This window comes from Candidatus Thiodiazotropha sp. AKAK2 (genome assembly GCF_058244685.1).
Genome location: NZ_JBSYOP010000029.1, coordinates 38,080 through 56,115 on the forward strand (window position 1 = coordinate 38,080; position 18,036 = coordinate 56,115).

Below are 18,036 nucleotides of genomic sequence, written 5' to 3' on the forward strand. Positions count from 1 at the left end.
GTTGTCTATAAGTTCAATCCACATTGATCGATGATCATGAAGCTGCTCGATGACAAATTTCTGCTGTTACTGGCCGCCCTACTGGGTATAACGTTGGCCGCCTTTCTGTACGGGATTTTTCCCTATCCCTTTGGGCTGATAGTTCTGTCGATAATGATCTTTGCCAGGTTACTGTCTCTGCGGGGCTGAGAGCTCATCCGCTTCAATTCGTACCGTGACTATTGCGCATCAGTAGATCCATTCTTTGCAACAGTTGCTGTTTCTTGTCACGTATCTTCGCCAGGCCATCTGTCAGATCCTCTTCGTTACCCTGTTGTTTCTGTTGATAGAGCTGCTTCGCCTGCTCATGCATCTGCTGATGCAGGGCGACAATCTGCTGATAGGCCGTAAGATGGTCATAGCGTTGTCCGTCACTGTAGAGCCAGTCGCCGAAGCGGCATTGGTGATGATCCAGTTCCGGAAACTCAATCTCCTCACTACGCAGGGCCTCCTCCAGTGTGTTGATCCAGGCGCGGTGCTCACTGGCTGCAAACAGTAGCGACAGGTCATCGCGACTCAATCTTAGCTGATGCTGCCAGGTTTCGAAGGGACGCCACTCTTTAACCCAAGCGGGAAACTCAGCTGCCGGCATAGGTTTGGCAATTCCATAACCCTGAGCGTGATCACATCCCAGTTTGAGCAGCAGCTCTCCATGTTCAGGGGTTTCCACGCCTTCGGCAATGACGTTGCGACGAAACGCTGTGGCCATGCCAAGAATGCCCTCCAGAATCGCCAGATCATCCGGATCGATCAGCATATCCCGCACAAACGACCGGTCGATCTTGATGGTGGTGGCGGGCAGGTGCTTCAGATAGGAGAGTGAGGAGTAGCCGGTACCAAAATCATCGAGCGCGAAACTGACGCCGAATTCGAGACACTCATGTATGATCTTGGAAACATGATTCATGTCGTCCAGTGCACTGGTTTCAAGTATTTCAAGCTGTAAGCGATCGGATGCGATTGCGGGATAGCGCTGCACGATCTTTTTCAGTTGATCAACAAAGTCAGTTCTCTGCAGCTGTCTGGCACCGATATTGACGCTGACAGAAGTCTTCAATCCAAGGTCATCCCATTGGCTTAGCTGGGCAAGTGCATTTTCCAAAACCCACTCGCCCATCTCTACGGCGATATCATGATCCTCAATGACCGGTAGAAAACTGATCGGCATCAGTAGCCCCTGTTGCGGGTGCTGCCAGCGTATCAGTGCTTCCACACCAATCACCTGACCGCTCCTCATACTGACCTTCGGTTGGTAGTAGAGCTCGAACTCATTGTCGAACAGACCTTCTCTTATCCGCTGCAGGTCCTCCTTCTTGCCTCTCAGGCTCCTGTCATACTCAGTATCAAAGAAGCTGTAGCGGTTCTTACCCGCCAGTTTTGCCTGATACATGGCCTGGTCCGCCTGTCGTAACAGCTGATCCCCACCCACCTCTTCATCCTGGGGGTAGAGGGTTACTCCGATGCTGGCACTGACTTGTATCAGCTGGTTCTGTTGCTGGATTGGCCGGATGGCGGCTTCCATCAGACGGCGCAACATGGGATAGCAGGCTTCCCGGCTTTCGATATCACTGAGTACGGCGACAAACTCATCACCGCCGAATCTGGCGATGGTGTCCCCTTGCCGCAGAGCGCTCTCGAACCGCTTCGACATGCCGATCAGTACCAGGTCGCCCACATCATGCCCGTATCGGTCATTGATCTCCTTGAATCCATCCAGGTCGATATAGATCACGGCCAGTCTTTGTTCCCGGCGTTTCTCCTGATGCATCGCCTGGGTCAGACGGTCACTCAACAGCGCTCGGTTTGGTAGTCCGGTCAGCAGATCGTGGTTGGCGTGGTGTTCCAGTTGCAGCTGGTGCTCTTTCTGCAGGGTGATGTCGGTACAGACGCCGACCCAACGATAGGGTTTGTTATCTTGGTCGAGTAACGGCAGGGCATGATCCTTCCAATAGCGATAGCTGCCATCGGCATGTCGAATACGGTACTCGTACCTGATCTCCTTGGTCGAGTTGCGGTGTAACTCGACACTGTTCCGCATCAGCTGCAGATCCTGCGGGTGGATCAGTTGCAGCCAGCTTTGGATGTCGTCAGTCAAAAAGCCTTTTTTGTATCCAAGAATCTGATCCACATCCCCATACCACTTCAGTTCATCAGTCTCGACATTCCACTCATAAATCAGATCGAAGGCTGCTTGACCCGCAATCCTGAAGCGCTGTTCACTCTCCTTCAAGGCATCTTCAGCCCGTTTCTGCTCAGTAATGTCCAGTGAGATGCCGCAGAGCGCGTAGGTGGTGCCGTCATCATGCCTGAGCGGCAGTTTGGTAGATTGATAGACTGCGGTCTGACCGGTTTGTGGTACGGTGTTGGTTTCAACGGCGCGTACCGCCTCACCCTGCCGTAAAACCTTTTTGTCATTGATGCGTATGGCTGAGGCGCTAGACTCATCAAAGAACTTCTCATCGCCGTAGCCGATAATCTCATCCATCTCGGCATGCCAGAGGTCACGCACCTGCCGATTGGCAAACAGATAGTTACCATCCATGTCTTTGAGATAGATGAAGGCGTCCACATTGTCGAGTATCGTGCGCATCTCCTGTTCGCTTTTGATCAGCTGCTCACGGACTCTTTCGATATCTGTCAGGTCCCGGGCGATTGCGATCAGGTATTTGACGCTGTCCTGTACGACCAGCTGGGCATTGACCTCCATCGGGATCAGCTCACCGTTTTGATGTCGGTAGTTGCTCTCATAGACAGAGGTTTTAGTCGCTTCAAGCTGGTGAATCATTTCATGCCACTGCTTTTTATCATCGATTTTTCCATCAATCTCCCAGACACGCATCTGATGCAGATCTGTGAGACGATAACCGAGACTGCTGTAGGCGGCAGAATTGACATCCAGGAAAGTGCCATCTTCGGCATTGATGATATAGATACCATCATTGGATTGGTCGAGTAGTTTCCGAAAGCGTTCCAGCTTCTGTTCGGCGTTTTTCCTGTCGCTGATGTCTTTGATATATTCGATGATATTGATCACTTGACCTGAATCATCCTTGACCGGATAGACTGAGAGCTCGAACCATCCTCTCTCTCCATTGTTCAGGGTTACCGGTATAACATCCGTTTTTGGCAAACCGCTGTTGATGACTTGATGGCTTGGGCAACTATCGCAGAGCTCATCCCGGTCACGAAAAATCTGGTAGCATTTGCGGCCTGCCAAAGGCATAAGATGTCTGTAGTGCTCCTCCATCCAGCGATTGGTTCTGATGATATTGAAGTCGGTGTCCAGCACGATGATGCCATCCTGAATGGCATGGAAAACATCCTGCAGAAAAGTTTCACTGTCGCGTAGTGCAAGTTCGGTCTGCTTGCGTTCGGTAATATCCTGGACGATACCGGAAAGCCTTTCCGGATTGCCTTTATCATCCAGTACCCGTTCGGCTTTGCAGTAGAGCCAGAGTTCATGGCTTTCAGGTAGTTGACTCTTGACGCGATACTCTATCTCGTGTTTTTGGCCACTGTCGATGGCATTTCTCAGTGAGTCGGATACCGCTGGCCAATCTTCAGGATTGACGATCGTCGAGAGGAATTCGGGGCCCACCTCCTGCTTCGGATTGAGACCGAGCATGTTGTAGATATCGTCAGACCAGAAGGCCTTGCCTGACTTGATATCTATCTGCCAATAGCCGAGATGGGCTGTCTCCTGCGCCTCTTTGTAGGCGCGACGACTCTCTTTCAGTGCGGTCGCCATATGGTGCTGGTCGGTGTTGTCAAAAATGACACCAGCCAGTTTGATCGGTTTACCCGCTTCGTTCTTTACGACTCTGACCAGGTCCAAAACCCAGATGACATCCCCATTCTGCTTGCGCATTCGATATTCAAATGAGTGATCCCTGCCTGCTTTGGTTTCCGCGGAACAGAATGAGCTGGCAAATTCCTGATCCTCTTCGATCACCATATCGAGCCAGGACTGCATATCGGCCCAATCACTCAGGGGGTATCCCAATATACGTTTCGCATTGGGAGAGACATAGTTGAACAGGCCTGTGCTCAACTCCAACTCCCAGGTGATGGCATTCACGTTCTCCAGCAGGGAGAGATAGATACGGTTCTGCTTGCGGAGTGTGTTTTCAGCCTGTTGCCTTGCGGTACTGTTGCGGAAGACGGCGTGGACGTAGTTTCCATCAGGTTCGTGAATGATGGTTGAAGTCACCTCTCCGATGAGGATTTCACCGCTGCTGGTGATGAATTCGTTTTCGAACTTGATCTCAGTATCCCTGGAAATCATCTTGAATGCCGCCCGGCTTATTTCCACAACATCAGGTTTGTCGGGGTGCAGTTGTGAGATATGCAGCCGGCAGAACTGCTCTGGTGAGTAGCCGAACAGTTTGCAGACTGCGGGATTGACGTCGAGGATCTTTCCCTGCAGATCATGGACGATGATGCCGTCACCCGCCTGCTCGAACAGATTACGGTACTTCTCGTTGCGTTTGTGATCTTTGAGATTGGCTCTGGTGGTATGGAAAAACCAGAGGTAGATGACCAGTCCCAGTAATATCAACAGGACAAGTAGGAGTAGTGTCTGTACCGATGGAAAAGAGAGATCAGTCATTAAATCAGAGCGTTGTACGGTTGAGCCCATGCAAAATGCTGAAATCCATTTCAAAACTGGAAAATTCGCTTATGTTCTAATCATAGCGACTGCAGCAGGGAATTCTGAACGAATGAATATCTTTCTAAATATCAGAATGTTGCGAACTTCTTAATTTAAATTGAGGTTAGCGCTAAGATCGCAACAGGTCCGTTCCAAGATGTATGAATTATAGTCAGGTGCTGATTGAGCGAAGTGGTCATATCAAGCCAGTCATAGGCGCTGGTAGTGATCTGTTCCCTGTATTGTGCAGAGCAGGAGCTCAAGGGTGAGGGTGGTTTTCAAGGGGATAGAAAAAGTAATAGCGCTGCGTGTAAGGACAGACAGGAGTTTGAGCAGCTGGTCCCGGATAAAGCGGTACCTATCTCGCTTACACAGAATCTATCTGATTATCATCACCTCTTCTCAGTCAGGTAAGGGTCCAAAAAATACCCTGGGCGGGGGTCCCCCAGGGTATCAAACGATAAAACAAGGATTACCTTGATTTACTGTATGACTGAATCACATGAGTATTCGGTCTATTCCAGTATCTATTCTTCATATTGCTCAGGTATCCGTACTCATCTTATCGTAATCAGTTGCTCAAAGCGGAACTGTAGCTTCTGTCAATCACAGGAATATGGTGGTCCAGCCAGTTCTTGATAAATACCATAGTTCCATCTTCTATTTCTGCTTCGCCGGCGTGAAACTTTTCCTGAAGATCGGCACAGGTTTGTACCAACTGTTTATGCTCCTCCTTATGGGCATCAAGCCCTTTGTAGCCACGCTCCTCCATTAAACGCTCTTCAGTTTCAAAGTGGACCACAACGTAATCGATCAGGTTGTCCAGTGTGGCGCCAATATCCTGGCGTGCGCCGGTGGAGACCGCATCGTTCAAAGCGTTTACGCGATTGAAAAGCTCCTTATGCTGTGTATCACAAACATCCACTTTGGTGCTGTATTTTTCATCTATCCATTGCATTAAAGCCATGCTTTACTTCCTCTTTTAGGTTATTTCCATATGTTGATTCATTAAATGAACATCTCTGTCATGATTGCCGCTGGCTTCATTTGTGGAATAGTAATAAGAAGCCAACCCTTACCGTCTTTTATAAACAGCAATGCGATTCACTCATGTTAGTTGTTGTTTAGAGTGTCACGACTACAGGCGCTTTGCTGGTCAGTTTATTCAGAGTGACAATTAATGAGTGGTTGCAGTCGCGTTGAGTGAAACTGGGTTGTCCGCGAAATCGCTAAGATTGCGGTAGTGGAATAACGGGAATAGTTAGATTGGGTTTCCATTTTCAATATAACAATCCATGATGTAATCAGTAGGCGATTAAATGAACGATAACTTTTATATTCAATCCGCTATCGCGATGGGAAAGAGATTCTTATATAAAAATCTGCGCATGTAAAGCAGTTAAATTTTACACTGTAGCAAGTTGCTAAGCGGGGCTGAGAATGACTTGTTTTAAACGCCAATATCAATGTAGGAGCGGGCTAGTTTCTGTAGTGCAATGATATAGGCAGCCGTTCGATAATCCTCAATTTCAGGCATCCTTTTTCGAACATCGATAATCTCCTGTAAGGCGAGTCGCATACTGTCATCAAGGCCTGAACGCACCAGATCAAGTTCGTCGGCCCCTCTGGACAGATTGTCGCTGATCCAGTCCGGTACTTTCTCTCCACTGGTATGCTCCAAGGCGGCCAGAATGTGTCGTCCCCGCGATTCATCGAGTCGTCGTTCAATACGACCGAACCGCATGTGACTCAGATTGCGAATCCACTCGAAGTAGGAGACCACGACACCACCTGCATTCACATAGGCGTCCGGCAGGATGGTGATTCCGCGACTGCGAAGGATTCGATCCGCTTCGAAAGTGATTGGGCCGTTTGCCGCTTCCGCAATCAGATTGGTATGGATATTGGGCGCATTGCTCTCGGTGATCGCCGACTCCATGGCGGCCGGTATCAGGATGTCGCACTCATGTTCCAGTACCGAGGCGCCATCTTCGATAAACCGGCCGCCGGCAAAACCTTTCAAACCACCATGGGAACAGCGGTGATAGTAGGCTTCTTCGACATGTATGCCTTCTTCATTGACGATGGCGCCGTCACGTACAATGATACCGATGATCTTTGCACCATCCTCTTCGGATAGGAATTTCGCCGCGTGGTAACCCACATTGCCCAGGCCCTGGATGATGATCCGTTTGCCTTCCAGTTCCCCATCCAGGCCACAGGCACGCAACTCCTCTTTGTGGCGGAAAAACTCCTGCAGGGAGTATTGGACCCCACGACCTGTTGCCTCGGTACGCCCGTTCACGCCCCCGTGGGCGACCGGTTTGCCGGTGACACAGGCGAGCGCATTGATATCTTCCGGGTTCAGATGTTTATAGGTGTCGGCAATCCAGGCCATCTCCCGTTGACCCGTACCCATGTCCGGTGCCGGTACATTGGTGGAGGGGCTGAGGAAACCGGCACTTGCCAACTCACGGGCGAATCGCCGGGTGATCAGCTTCAGTTCACTGCGACTGTAGTTTTCCGGATTGATATAGAGACCACCTTTGGAGCCACCAAAAGGTACATCCACAATGGCACACTTATAGGTCATCAGGGCAGCCAGCGCCTCGACCTCCTGCTGATCAACCGATTCTGAATAACGCAATCCCCCCTTGGCCGGTAGCCGATGAATGCTGTGGACCGCACGCCAGCCGGTGAATACCTCCATCTTGCCACGGATCTCCACCGGGAAGCTGACCTGTAACACGGAGGTGCAACTCTTGATGGCATTGGCGATACCCGGCTCCAGATCCATATAGGCAAGGGCTCTGTCCACCATGTGGTCGACACTCTGTCTGAATGTCAGTCCTGTGGTTGGCTCATTCATCGATCGTTCTCCAGTATTTTATTGTTGTAGGGTTCGGCCACCGTCAACCGGGATGATCTGGCCGGTGATATAGGGTGCATCTCGATGCAGGAACAGCAGGGTGTTGACAATATCCGACTCACTGCCCGGGCGTTTCAGTGCAGTACGTTCGAGGATGGTCTGACGCGCGGCTTCACTCAATCCCTGTTCCGGCCAGAGAATCGCCCCCGGGGCGATACCATTGACTCTCACGTCGGGTCCTAATTCCCGCGCCAGCGACTTGATCAGCATGGCGTTGCCTGCCTTGGCCACCGAATAGATCGGATGAGCTTTGAGGGGTCTCAGGGCGTGAATATCGACCAGATTGACAATCGAGCCCTGTTGCTCACGCAACAGTGGCGCTGCCGCCTGAGAGAGAAAGAAGGGGGCTTTCAGGTTGCTGCCGATCAGATCATCCCATTCGACCTCTGTGGCCTCATCCAGCGGTGTTGGGTAGAAACTGGAGGCGTTGTTGACCAACAGATCGAGGCGGTTGTTGATCTGTTTGGTCTGATCGACCAGCTTGCCCAAACTTGCGGTGTCATTCAGGTCGGCCTGGGCCAGCCGTACCGAATCGGGCCGTTGTTGTTCCAGCTGCTGTTTGAGCTTTTCCGCTCCGGTTTTTGAATTTCTGTAGTGCAGCAGAATATTCATACCCTGATGGTGCAGCTCGGTTGCAATGGCGGCACCGATCCGGTGTGCCGCACCGGTGATCAAGGCGGTTTGGCCCGACAGAGAGGAATGACTTTGCGTCATTTGGTGACTCCATGTTTGAATGGTGTCCTCTACTCTAACGGATTCATATAGGTTTCTGAACTATGCCGGACTGTCTCAGCGCTCAAGCAGGAAATTCAACGCGGGCACTACCCATGCCGGATACCAAAGCGCAGGCTGTCAGTGAGCGTCTGATGCGACAGATTGTACGTGCCATAGAGCAATCCGGTGGCGCCATACCTTTTGATAGATTCATGGATATGGCCCTCTATGCACCTGGCCTGGGGTACTATGTGGCAGGTAGCCGAAAATTCGGTGATCAGGGGGACTTCATCACCGCACCTGAGGTCTCACCCCTGTTTGCCCAGTGTCTTGCCCGCCAGGTGGCGCCGATACTCGATCTACTGCCCTCAGCCGACATACTTGAGTTTGGTGCCGGCTCAGGCATTTTGGCTGCCGACCTGCTGGAGGCGCTTGCAGCGCTTGATCAACTTCCGGATCGCTACCAGATTCTGGAGGTCAGCCCGGAGTTGAAGAGCCGCCAGAAAGCCACGCTCGAGGCCAGAGTGCCTGATCTGCTGGAGCGGGTTGTTTGGTTGGAACACATGCCTGAGCAGTTCTGCGGTTGTGTGTTGGCCAATGAGCTGCTGGATGCACTTCCGGTAAGCCGGTTTCGTGTTGAGGATGGAGCCATACAGGAGTGTTTCGTCGTTCAGGATGGGGAGCAACTGAAGGCCAGCTATCGTGAACCGGTCACTCCGGGGCTTGAGGCTGCGATAAAGCAGTTGCAGGCTCAGTATGGTCCTTTCAAATCCAGCTATCACTCTGAGGTGAACCTGCGTCAGAGTGCCTGGATAAAAAGCCTGGCCCAGGCCATCAGTCAGGGGGTGGTGTTGTTGATCGATTATGGCTACAGCAGTTCCGAGTACTACCATCCACAACGTGATCAGGGCACGCTGATGTGCCATTACCGGCATCGTGCCCATAGCGATCCATTCCGTTGGGTCGGTATTCAGGATATTACCTGCCAGGTCGATTTTACCACCGCTGCCAAAGTGGCGGTTGAGTCGGGGTTCAGCCTTGGGGGTTATACAACCCAGGCGCATTTTCTGCTGGCCAACGGACTCGATAGCCTGCTGGCGGATTCCGATCCTGAGGATGTAGCCCGACACATGTCTCTGATGCAGGGGGTCAAACGGCTGACATTGCCGGCCGAAATGGGCGAGCGCTTCAAAGTGCTGGGCCTACTGAAAGGGTTACAACTCAATCTTCAGGGCTTCTCCATGCGGGATATGTGCGAGCGTCTGTAGTCACAAGCTGTTTGACGATCAATTGTTTTTTTACCTCAAATGAACGCGCGTGTTTTTTACCGGATGTTCCGGGCACATTCTGTGTCAGCATCTCACTGATTGGTTATTTTTTTCTGATCAGCCTTTTAGGGTCAATTGAATTCGTCTTGACCGCCCTGGCAAAAAGTAATCAAAGATTATCCATTTACGGACTGAAAAAAGACCCATTCGTGTTTTTTAAATTAATTTAACCCCACTGTCGACTTCTCTGCGTTAGCCCTAATGAAACACAACTCGTTTGGGAGCAAACAATGAAATTACGACAATTGAGCCTAACTCTCTCTGCCGCCATATTGAGCGGGCTGCTGGCGGCCTGTGGTTCGGCACCGGAGGCGGAAAGGGATCGGGTTACCGATGCCTCTGCGAAGCGGCATCAGCAGACGTTAAATGAAGCGGTACAGAGTCCGGCACCTGTTCAATCCATGCATCAGGATCAAGCCGAGATGGCGACACAGGCCCCGGCCCGGTTATCTCTCACCGGACAGGCTTACTCCAAGGCAAAAATCGCAGCCCTGCCGCAGCGGCACAGGCCAACCGCCGAAGTTGACCGGGAACGCTATGGTGAACTGGATGAAAATGGGATTCATTCGGTGGCCGATAGGCCTGTCTCCACCTTCAGTGTCGACGTGGATAGTGGTGCCTATGCATTGGTCAGGCGGTTTCTCAATCAGGGGAGGATGCCGCCCAGAGACCTGGTGCGAGCGGAAGAGCTGATCAACTATTTCAACTATCACTATCCCGCTCCTCATTCGGCAGAGCACCCTTTCAGCCTGACTACCGAAGTGGGAGCAACTCCCTGGAACAGGGATACCCGTCTGGTCCATATCGGTATTCAGGGTATCGCCACGGCCGCCGATCTGCGACCGGCCGCCAATCTGGTGTTTCTGGTCGATGTCTCCGGTTCGATGAGTGATCAAAACAAACTCCCATTGCTCAAATCCGCCTTCAAACTTCTGCTTAACCAGCTCACCGCGGAAGACCGGGTCAGTCTGGTGGTCTATGCCGGTGCATCCGGTGTGGTGTTGGAGCCGACGGCCGGGGATCAGCGGGGCAAAATCGTCTCAGCCCTGGCGCAGTTGGAGGCGGGTGGCTCGACCCATGGCTCGGCCGGTATCAAACTCGCTTATGAGATGGCGGATCAGGCCCGCATCGAGGGTGGCATCAACCGGGTGATTCTGGCGACCGATGGAGACTTCAATGTCGGTACGGTGGATCACAGGCGCCTTGTGGAGATGATCGAACAGCAACGCCAACGGGGCATCTCATTGACCACATTGGGCTTTGGGCAGGGTAACTACAACGACCATCTGATGGAGCAGCTGGCAGATAAAGGCAATGGCAACTACGCCTACATCGACAACATCAACGAGGCCAGAAAAGTTCTGGTGGAGGAGCTGAGTGCGACCCTTGAAACCATTGCCAAGGATGTGAAGATCGAGGTTGAATGGAATCCGGCACTGGTGGCTGAATATCGCCTGATCGGATATGAGAACCGCTTATTGGCTGCTGAGGATTTCAATAACGATAAGGTTGATGCAGGAGATATTGGTGCCGGACATAACGTGACAGCTCTGTATGAGATTGCGTTGCATGACAGTGATGGGCAGCGTCTCTCACCACGACGTTACCATTCGACCCCTGCCGAAAGTCATGAGAAGGCGGGGGAACTCGCCTTTTTAAGGCTGCGCTACAAACAGCCCGATCAACACCGGTCACAATTGATCACCCAGCCGATTTTTTTATCCGATCGAGAGCAACTGTCGACTACCAGTGAAGCCTATCGCTTCAGTGCTGCGGTTGCCGGCTTCGCCCAACTGCTCAGGGGTGGGCGCTATACCGAAGCTTTCGATTTTGATGATGCAGTGGCGTTGGCCAATTCGGCCCGGGGTGAGGATCGGTTTGGCTATCGCGGTGAGTTTATCCGATTGGTCAGATTGGCGGGTTCACTTGCAGCACCTCTGAGCCTGAACGAGTGAATGTTTGAGTTGCGTCCGCAAATGAACGCTAATGATCACAAATTTGCTTTCGGCTGATATGATCTGCTCCTGCTCAGTGGCGAATTCCATATCGTTGAAACAAGGCAGTAAAGGATTTGCATCGGTTAGGGTTCATCGGCGGACTATATTTTAGTTTTAAAATCCCATGAATAAGGTCTCAAAGGCATGAGTGACAAGGAGCAGAGTGATGAAGCGCTGTTTCGACTGTTCTGCAACGGGGATGACAGAGCATTCGAAACCCTTTATCAGCGCTATCGTCAAACGCTTTATCTGTTTTTGTTACGCAGCACCCACTGCACGGGGGATGCGGATGAGCTCTATCAGGATGTCTGGTCGAGAATCATCTCTGCCGCTAAACCGTTTGATGGCGGTTCATTCAAGGCCTATGCGTTTCGTATTGCCCGTAACCTGATCATCGATCGACATCGTCGTGCACATCTCACCTTGGTCACCGATCAGGGAGAGTTGCATGAGCCGGTCCAGCCGGGTAAGTCTGTGGAAGAGCAGATGCAGGATGAGGAGTGCAGTGAACGCATGAAACGTCATATCGGTCAACTCCCGATTGAGCAGCGGGAGGTGTTTCTGCTGAAAGAGGAGGCGGGTTTAACACTGGTACAGATTGCGGCAATGATTGATACGGGTCGAGAGACGGTAAAAAGTAGAATGCGATATGCCCTGAAACAGTTACGCCAACGGCTGGAGGAGTGCTTGTGAGCGAATCAGACAAGCTCCCGGAGGATTCGGGGCTCAACAGACTCTATCATGCCGGTCGGCATGAAGCGCCAAGTGAAGCACTTGATCAGGCTGTTTTGAACCAGGCACGCAAAGCGACAGCAAAGCATCGCAACCGCTGGATAGTACCGCTCTCATCAGCCGCTCTGCTGTTGCTTGGGATCGGTTTGTCGTTGCCGTTGATCGATCTGCGCAATGACATTTACGATCAACCACCGCGTCTACCAGCCCCGGCACCGCAGGCTGAATCGCGCTTTGAAAGTGATCAAACCTTACAAATACCCGCTCAAGCACCAGCCAGCAGTGCAATTGAGCTGCAAAAACGGTCTGAGCCGGTTCCTCAGGCCGAGTTGACTAGACCCCCCCTGATGGAGCAACGCGCCAGGGCAAAAGCCCGGGAAGGCGCAGCTGAAAGAAAACAGCTGCAAGAAGCGCCAGAGACAATCTTGCAGTCGATTGATTCTGAGAAAGCCCACAGGACGCCGCAACTCTGGCTGACCGAGATTGAAGCGCTGATCGAAGCCGGTCAGGATCAGGCAGCCAGGCGATCACTGGATGCTTTTATGGTGACCTATCCTGACTATCCGTTGCCGAAATCCCTGCAGAGCTGGCAATCCGCTCAATAGCTCTGGGGTGTGGCTGGCACCGTCAGATGTCAGTGAGCTTTTCGGCGGCGGTTTCCGCAGCATTGAGAATATAAAACAGCAGATAATCCATGGTGTTGATGCCGAGTATCCGCTCTGCCGCCTCTTCTCCGCGGCTGTCGAGAAACAGTAGGGTAGGGGTGACAAACACGCTGTATCGTTGCGAAAAAGCCGAGGCGGCGACACGGTTACCCTGGAAGTCGTTGACCATTTCACCCTCATCGATCAACAGCTCTCTCACCAGGGCTGTCTGTTCAAAGTCTCCGCTGATGCTCATCGGGTAGAGCACCTCCTCTTTCATCCGGTCACAATACCCGCAATGGTATTGTGAGATCAGTAATACAATGGGTAGCTTTTTCTGGTTGGCCTCTATTGCGAGTCTTTGAAAATCGTGGACCTGTGGAATGGCGCTTTGATCCGCAAACGCCGGGCTAAGGAGCAACAAACAGAGTATGAGCGTGATCGAAAGAGGCAACTTGGATCGGATTGGCATGGATTGAATGATTGCTATGGCGTATAGGGCGGGAAAATCAGTATATCGCTTTCAGCCGCCGTGTACAGACAGGCGTGCGGCGTCCTCACAGATGATCAACAAGCTTGGGCTTCAGGAATCCCCGATGCAGCAAAGCGCCTGTTGATTCGCCCGGTCAGTCGAGGGCTTCGTAGGATACCAGCAGAGAGTCCTGCAACAGCCTCTCGTACTCTTCCTGGGAATTATAACCAACAATCGGGTCGGCGAGCAGATTTCCATCCGGATCCAGAATCAGCAGAGTCGGTACCGCAAACACCTGGTAGCGATCCTTGAATTGACGGCTGCGAATCAGATCACCGTTGAAGTCGGTGATTTTTCCACCGGCATAGATATCAATCTCTTTGATCACCGGTGGATTTTGCTCGGTTGAATCCGAAAAGGGTTTGAGAACTTCCTGCTTCAAGCGGACGCAATAGCCGCAATCCTCGGATTCGAACACCACCATGATAACCGTATGGTTTTGTCGGGCCAGGGCTGAGGTATCCGCCCAATTGATAGTGGAGTTGAGGGATTCGGCAACACTCAGACCGCTGCCGAAGAGAAGAAACATCGAGATCAATAACTTCTTTATCATCAGAATTTACTACATGATTGATGACTTGGAAAGGTAGTATATACAAATTTTCTAATATTGCAATATATACGGTTTATATATACTCAGTATTGATTCCGTATGTGAAACATTTCACTTTTATTGAAGTATCGGTGTTAAAAAGATAGCAGTATGCTATAGCTGATGAGCATCGTGGTAAAACTTGTGCAGGTATCCGCAGGAATCCCTGAGCCGTTTTAGTCAGGCCCGGCTGTCAGCCCTGATTCACTCAACGACTTGCCGGTAACGGTCGAAGCGCTTTCGGTAGCCCTGGTCGGCCAGGTAGCGAGGAACATGACTCTGGATGGATTGGGGCGAGATGCCCAAGGTAAGGAGGCCGTTGTTTTTGCAGACACTGTCTGTCTGCAGTGAGAGGTAGTTGTCCATGGTAAAGGGCTTGCCAGGTAGCAGGCCAAGCAGCCTGGCCTGCAGGCGCGAGAGGCTGGGATTGAGCGGTATAATCAAACGGCGGAGCCCCAGCTGTCTGGCGCAATACCGGACCAACTCTTTCAAGCTGTAGACCTCCGGACCACACAGGTCATAGTGGGCCCCGGCCGTCGATGAGTCCTCAAGTGCGCGGGCAAAGGCTTCCGCTACATCACCTACATAGACAGGGGCGAAACGACTGTCAGGGGAGGCGAGTGGAAATATTCCGGGAGAAAGGCTCAACAGAGAGGCAAAGCGGTTGAAAAGTCCGTCTCCCGGGCCAAAGATCACAGACGGTCGAAAGCTGGTTACAGTCAGCGCTGAGCCACCATGGGTATGAGCGCGATTTTCACCCTCTCCCTTACTACGTAGATATTCACTGGAACCCTTGCCTGCATCGGCGTGGAGTGCACTCATATGCAGCAGCCGGGTCGCTCCGCTTTTGATCGCAGCCTCAACGATCTGATCCACCAGTGCCACATGAGTATCCATGAAACTGGCTTTGTTTGTCTCGTTGAGGATGCCTATAAGATTGATTATGCACTGACAACCGGCAAAGTGTTGCTGCAGGCTGGGTGAGTCAAATTGAGTGACTTTAACCAGTTCCACACCTGGGTAGACTTTCAATCCGGCATGGCGTTGTGGATGGCGGGATAGCAAGCGGCATGGGTAACCCCGCTTACTCAATACCGATACCAGTCGGTGACCGACAAATCCACTACCACCAAGTATACAAATTCGATTCATAGTCTGTTCCTTGATATCGGAATAGCGGGTTGATAATCAGAGCCTGGTCTCTTTATCTGTGCCTGGAAAGGCTCTTACAGAGTTGTGAATAGTTTGACAGGCTAGGCAAGACAACCTGTGCTTGGCTGCGAAATATTAACCAGATTGACGAAGATGGCAATACCCAGACGGCCAATCAACCCGGTAGAAATCAAACTATTTGATTGCCTGGATCGTTTTGATTGTCCGGATTGTTGCCTGACAGGTTACTTTTCCGGAAGATTGTCGGGCTCTTCGAGCAGATCCGTATCACTGGGTGGTTCGATTTGTGGTTGGGGGGGCGGGATCAGGGTTTGCGGGGGAATCGGGATAGGCAGCTGTTTGAACAGCAGCAATACACCTTCCCGGTTACGCATGATCATGCGGCCGCTATCGAGTGCATACTGGTAGGTCTGGCTCATACCATTCTCCAGGTCGTGCATGTGTAAAAGATCCCCATCGATCTGGTAACGCCCGTCACGGTATGTCTCAGTGTCGGCATAGACCCGAAAATAGCCATACATCACCAGTACGATCTCTCCACCTTGACCAATCCAGATGCCATCGACTTCAGAGCGAGGCTCGGTTGTGTAATGGGGAGGCATGGGGTAAGGCCCGGGAGGTTGTGTCGGTGGATAGTACTCCGGATAGGTTGGTGAGGCCCAGTAGGAGTAGGGATTCGGGTTGACCCGGTAGTTATCGCTATGCCAGTCGTCTCCCCGTTTATAGCGATGAGCCAGATCACCCATGGTGTCCATCATGGTGAGCATGGCGCTGCTCATGATGCTTGCTGCTGAACTTCCCGCATGGCTTTGGGATAGGCCCATCGGAAGCAGCAGGATCAACCAGATCAAGCTGTTCCTCAGCCAACCCATAGCACACTTTTTGCGTTTCAAATTGGAACGTTTGGCGTTGTACAAGCCATGAGATTGCCCGTTTATGTCAAGATTTACAGGCAACAAACACACTTTTTTTTCAACAGGATGATGGTCCATGACTTGTTCGCAGATTCCTTAAACAAGATCCAGCTTGATGGTGATGGAGGGCATTTTTTGAGATTCCGATATTCCGCGATGAAATCGATAGGTTTCGCTGGATTGTAACTCGCTGAACAAGCGCCTGTATGAAGCTTCGCATCAGTTCAGTCCGATTGCAGCACAATCTTGTCACGCCAATCGTTTCATACTGATGAGCAAGCCACACTCTGAACATACTATGGCTGCGGATAGATAATTGCAATCCATCGGCCAGGTTATGGACTTGGGGGTATTAACACCAATCCAATCGATCCCGCTGGGGTCGTTTAATGTCCAGTCAGGTGGGATGGGTGCGGTGAAGCCCGGCCGGATGAGCGAGCGATGATGCAGCTGGGTCTGTTGGATTGGCGTTAACTTGACCTAATAACGGTCGCCACACTGCAAAAATGCATGATATCATCGGATTATACTTTACAGTTCGCGACATACATTAATGACGATTGTTGTGATATTGTAATTTCTTTCAGAGCCTGTTCCTGTCTTTTAGACGATTTCTACGGGTTTTGGTTTTGTGTGAAGTGTCATCCTCGATACAGGATGCGCTTCGCAATCGAATGTTCACTCTGGCCGGTGGCTGCATTTTGATCTGGCCAGTTTGAGATTGCCCAAAATACTATGCCGTTACGGAGGCTTTTGATGAGTTCTCAAGGGGGAGCAGCAGAAGAGCGCAGAACCGTCACTCGAGATTTGATTGACAAGCTCTTGAAAGAGCGACAAGAGATGTTGGTCTTATTTTGTGAAGTGGCCGGTCTGGAGCCATACCATCGGTCTGCTTCATTGGATCAGCAGTTACAGACCTTTTGTCAGGTACTGATCGACTATACCGCATTTGGCCACTTTGAAGTCTTCGGTTATGTGAGTAACGGCAATGAGCGACGCAGCGGCGTCCTGCAGGTCGCCGAAAAAATCTATCCGGAGTTTGTCAGGGCGAGTGAAGTCGCAGTCAGTTTCAATGACCGCTATGATCTGTCTGACCATGAGTTACAGCTGGACCATTTATCGGAAGATCTTTGTCAACTTGGTGAAGAGCTGGCTGTGCGTATCGAACTGGAAGATCAGCTTCTGGCAACCATGCTTGATCGATAGTCCGGATTGGCCAAGCCTTGGTGTAACCCATTGCTTGTACAAAAAGTGATGCCCTACTTGGGATAAATGACATCACAGAACTGCCACTCATCCATCTGATTACTCCCCGTAAGCTATTGAGCTGCCTGCAAAGCAGGTAGTCGGAACAATAATTGATCGTTGTAATATTAAAACGCTGTTCACATTTCTGTTCCGATGTGAATAAATCTCATTTTGTAATATTTAATTAATTAACCTCTTCATCTAGACTCACTCTATGTAACTTGCTGAGTTTCATGATAGTTTTACTCTAGGGCCTGTTAACACTAATCCAATATGCCCTGTTGTGCCTGAAAAAGCGCCAATCAAGGCGCGAGGAGCGTAGTTTGGTTGTTCCAAATGAGTGACGAGCAACGCCGAGTGGCGCTTTTTCAGGCGCAACCCGAAGGGCTGGGTCTGTTTTTGCACCCAGCGGCGTTATCATTCGCTCATGTAGAATCACTACACCACGCTCATTCTGCCTTGCTGGGCACAAAAACAGTCCCAGCAGGGTATATTGGATTAGTGTTAACAGGCCCTAGCCTGGTTGGATACGAAGTTCATATC

The 18,036-nt window shown here is 51.2% G+C and carries 13 protein-coding genes; 5 read left to right on the forward strand and 8 right to left on the reverse strand.

All coding sequences use genetic code 11. The features are described from left to right. Nucleotides 1-202: 202 nt before the first annotated feature. The 4 genes from AC4IE8_RS12685 to AC4IE8_RS12700 all read right to left on the reverse strand — a co-directional run bounded on the left by AC4IE8_RS12685 (nt 203) and on the right by AC4IE8_RS12700 (nt 8,333). Nucleotides 203-4,678 carry a PAS domain S-box protein gene (locus AC4IE8_RS12685; RefSeq protein ID WP_490791173.1) on the reverse strand — a complete coding sequence of 1,492 codons (4,476 nt, stop codon included), beginning with the start codon at nt 4,676-4,678 and terminating at the stop codon, nt 203-205. Between the two features lie 583 nt (nt 4,679-5,261). Continuing rightward, a complete protein-coding gene (locus AC4IE8_RS12690; RefSeq protein WP_068991156.1) occupies nt 5,262-5,657 on the reverse strand; it encodes a bacteriohemerythrin in 396 nt (131 codons plus the stop codon). A gap of 483 nt (nt 5,658-6,140) precedes the next feature. Next, a complete protein-coding gene (locus AC4IE8_RS12695) occupies nt 6,141-7,559 on the reverse strand; it encodes a Glu/Leu/Phe/Val family dehydrogenase (RefSeq protein WP_068991159.1) in 1,419 nt (472 codons plus the stop codon). A gap of 18 nt (nt 7,560-7,577) precedes the next feature. Then, nucleotides 7,578-8,333, reverse strand: a complete 756-nt coding sequence (locus AC4IE8_RS12700) for a pteridine reductase (RefSeq protein ID WP_068991163.1) — start codon at nt 8,331-8,333, stop codon at nt 7,578-7,580. Between the two features lie 113 nt (nt 8,334-8,446). Between AC4IE8_RS12700 and AC4IE8_RS12705 the strand changes: the two genes are divergently transcribed. From AC4IE8_RS12705 to AC4IE8_RS12720, 4 genes are all read left to right on the forward strand, one after another. Continuing rightward, nucleotides 8,447-9,601, forward strand: coding sequence for a class I SAM-dependent methyltransferase (locus tag AC4IE8_RS12705; protein WP_490791174.1), 1,155 nt, complete (start codon nt 8,447-8,449; stop codon nt 9,599-9,601). A 290-nt stretch (nt 9,602-9,891) separates the two neighbouring features. Further along, a complete protein-coding gene (locus tag AC4IE8_RS12710) occupies nt 9,892-11,616 on the forward strand; it encodes a vWA domain-containing protein (protein WP_490791175.1) in 1,725 nt (574 codons plus the stop codon). Between the two features lie 186 nt (nt 11,617-11,802). Beyond that, complete coding sequence (locus AC4IE8_RS12715) at nt 11,803-12,351, forward strand: sigma-70 family RNA polymerase sigma factor (protein WP_490791176.1); 549 nt, start codon at nt 11,803-11,805, stop codon at nt 12,349-12,351. Continuing rightward, entirely contained in the window at nt 12,348-12,995 is a 648-nt protein-coding gene (locus AC4IE8_RS12720) for a hypothetical protein (protein ID WP_068991171.1), read from the forward strand. The genes AC4IE8_RS12715 and AC4IE8_RS12720 overlap by 4 nt, the downstream gene beginning before the upstream one ends. 22 nt (nt 12,996-13,017) lie before the next feature. On the opposite strand, the gene AC4IE8_RS12725 is transcribed toward AC4IE8_RS12720, so the two are convergent. From AC4IE8_RS12725 to AC4IE8_RS12740, 4 genes are all read right to left on the reverse strand, one after another. Continuing rightward, nucleotides 13,018-13,506 carry a thioredoxin fold domain-containing protein gene (locus AC4IE8_RS12725; protein ID WP_083226041.1) on the reverse strand — a complete coding sequence of 163 codons (489 nt, stop codon included), beginning with the start codon at nt 13,504-13,506 and terminating at the stop codon, nt 13,018-13,020. Nucleotides 13,507-13,660: 154 nt separating this feature from the next. Further along, entirely contained in the window at nt 13,661-14,119 is a 459-nt protein-coding gene (locus tag AC4IE8_RS12730; RefSeq protein ID WP_068991175.1) for a thioredoxin family protein, read from the reverse strand. A gap of 243 nt (nt 14,120-14,362) precedes the next feature. After that, on the reverse strand, nt 14,363-15,310 hold the full coding sequence (locus AC4IE8_RS12735; protein WP_068991178.1) for a complex I NDUFA9 subunit family protein: 948 nt from the start codon (nt 15,308-15,310) through the stop codon (nt 14,363-14,365). 245 nt (nt 15,311-15,555) lie between these two features. Next, nucleotides 15,556-16,182: a hypothetical protein gene (locus AC4IE8_RS12740; RefSeq protein ID WP_490791177.1), complete on the reverse strand. Its 627-nt coding sequence runs from the start codon at nt 16,180-16,182 to the stop codon at nt 15,556-15,558. 819 nt (nt 16,183-17,001) lie between these two features. On the opposite strand from AC4IE8_RS12740, the gene AC4IE8_RS12745 reads away from it, so the two are divergent. Then, nucleotides 17,002-17,451, forward strand: a complete 450-nt coding sequence (locus AC4IE8_RS12745) for an Rsd/AlgQ family anti-sigma factor (RefSeq protein WP_068991186.1) — start codon at nt 17,002-17,004, stop codon at nt 17,449-17,451. The last annotated feature ends 585 nt before the right edge of the window (nt 17,452-18,036 follow it).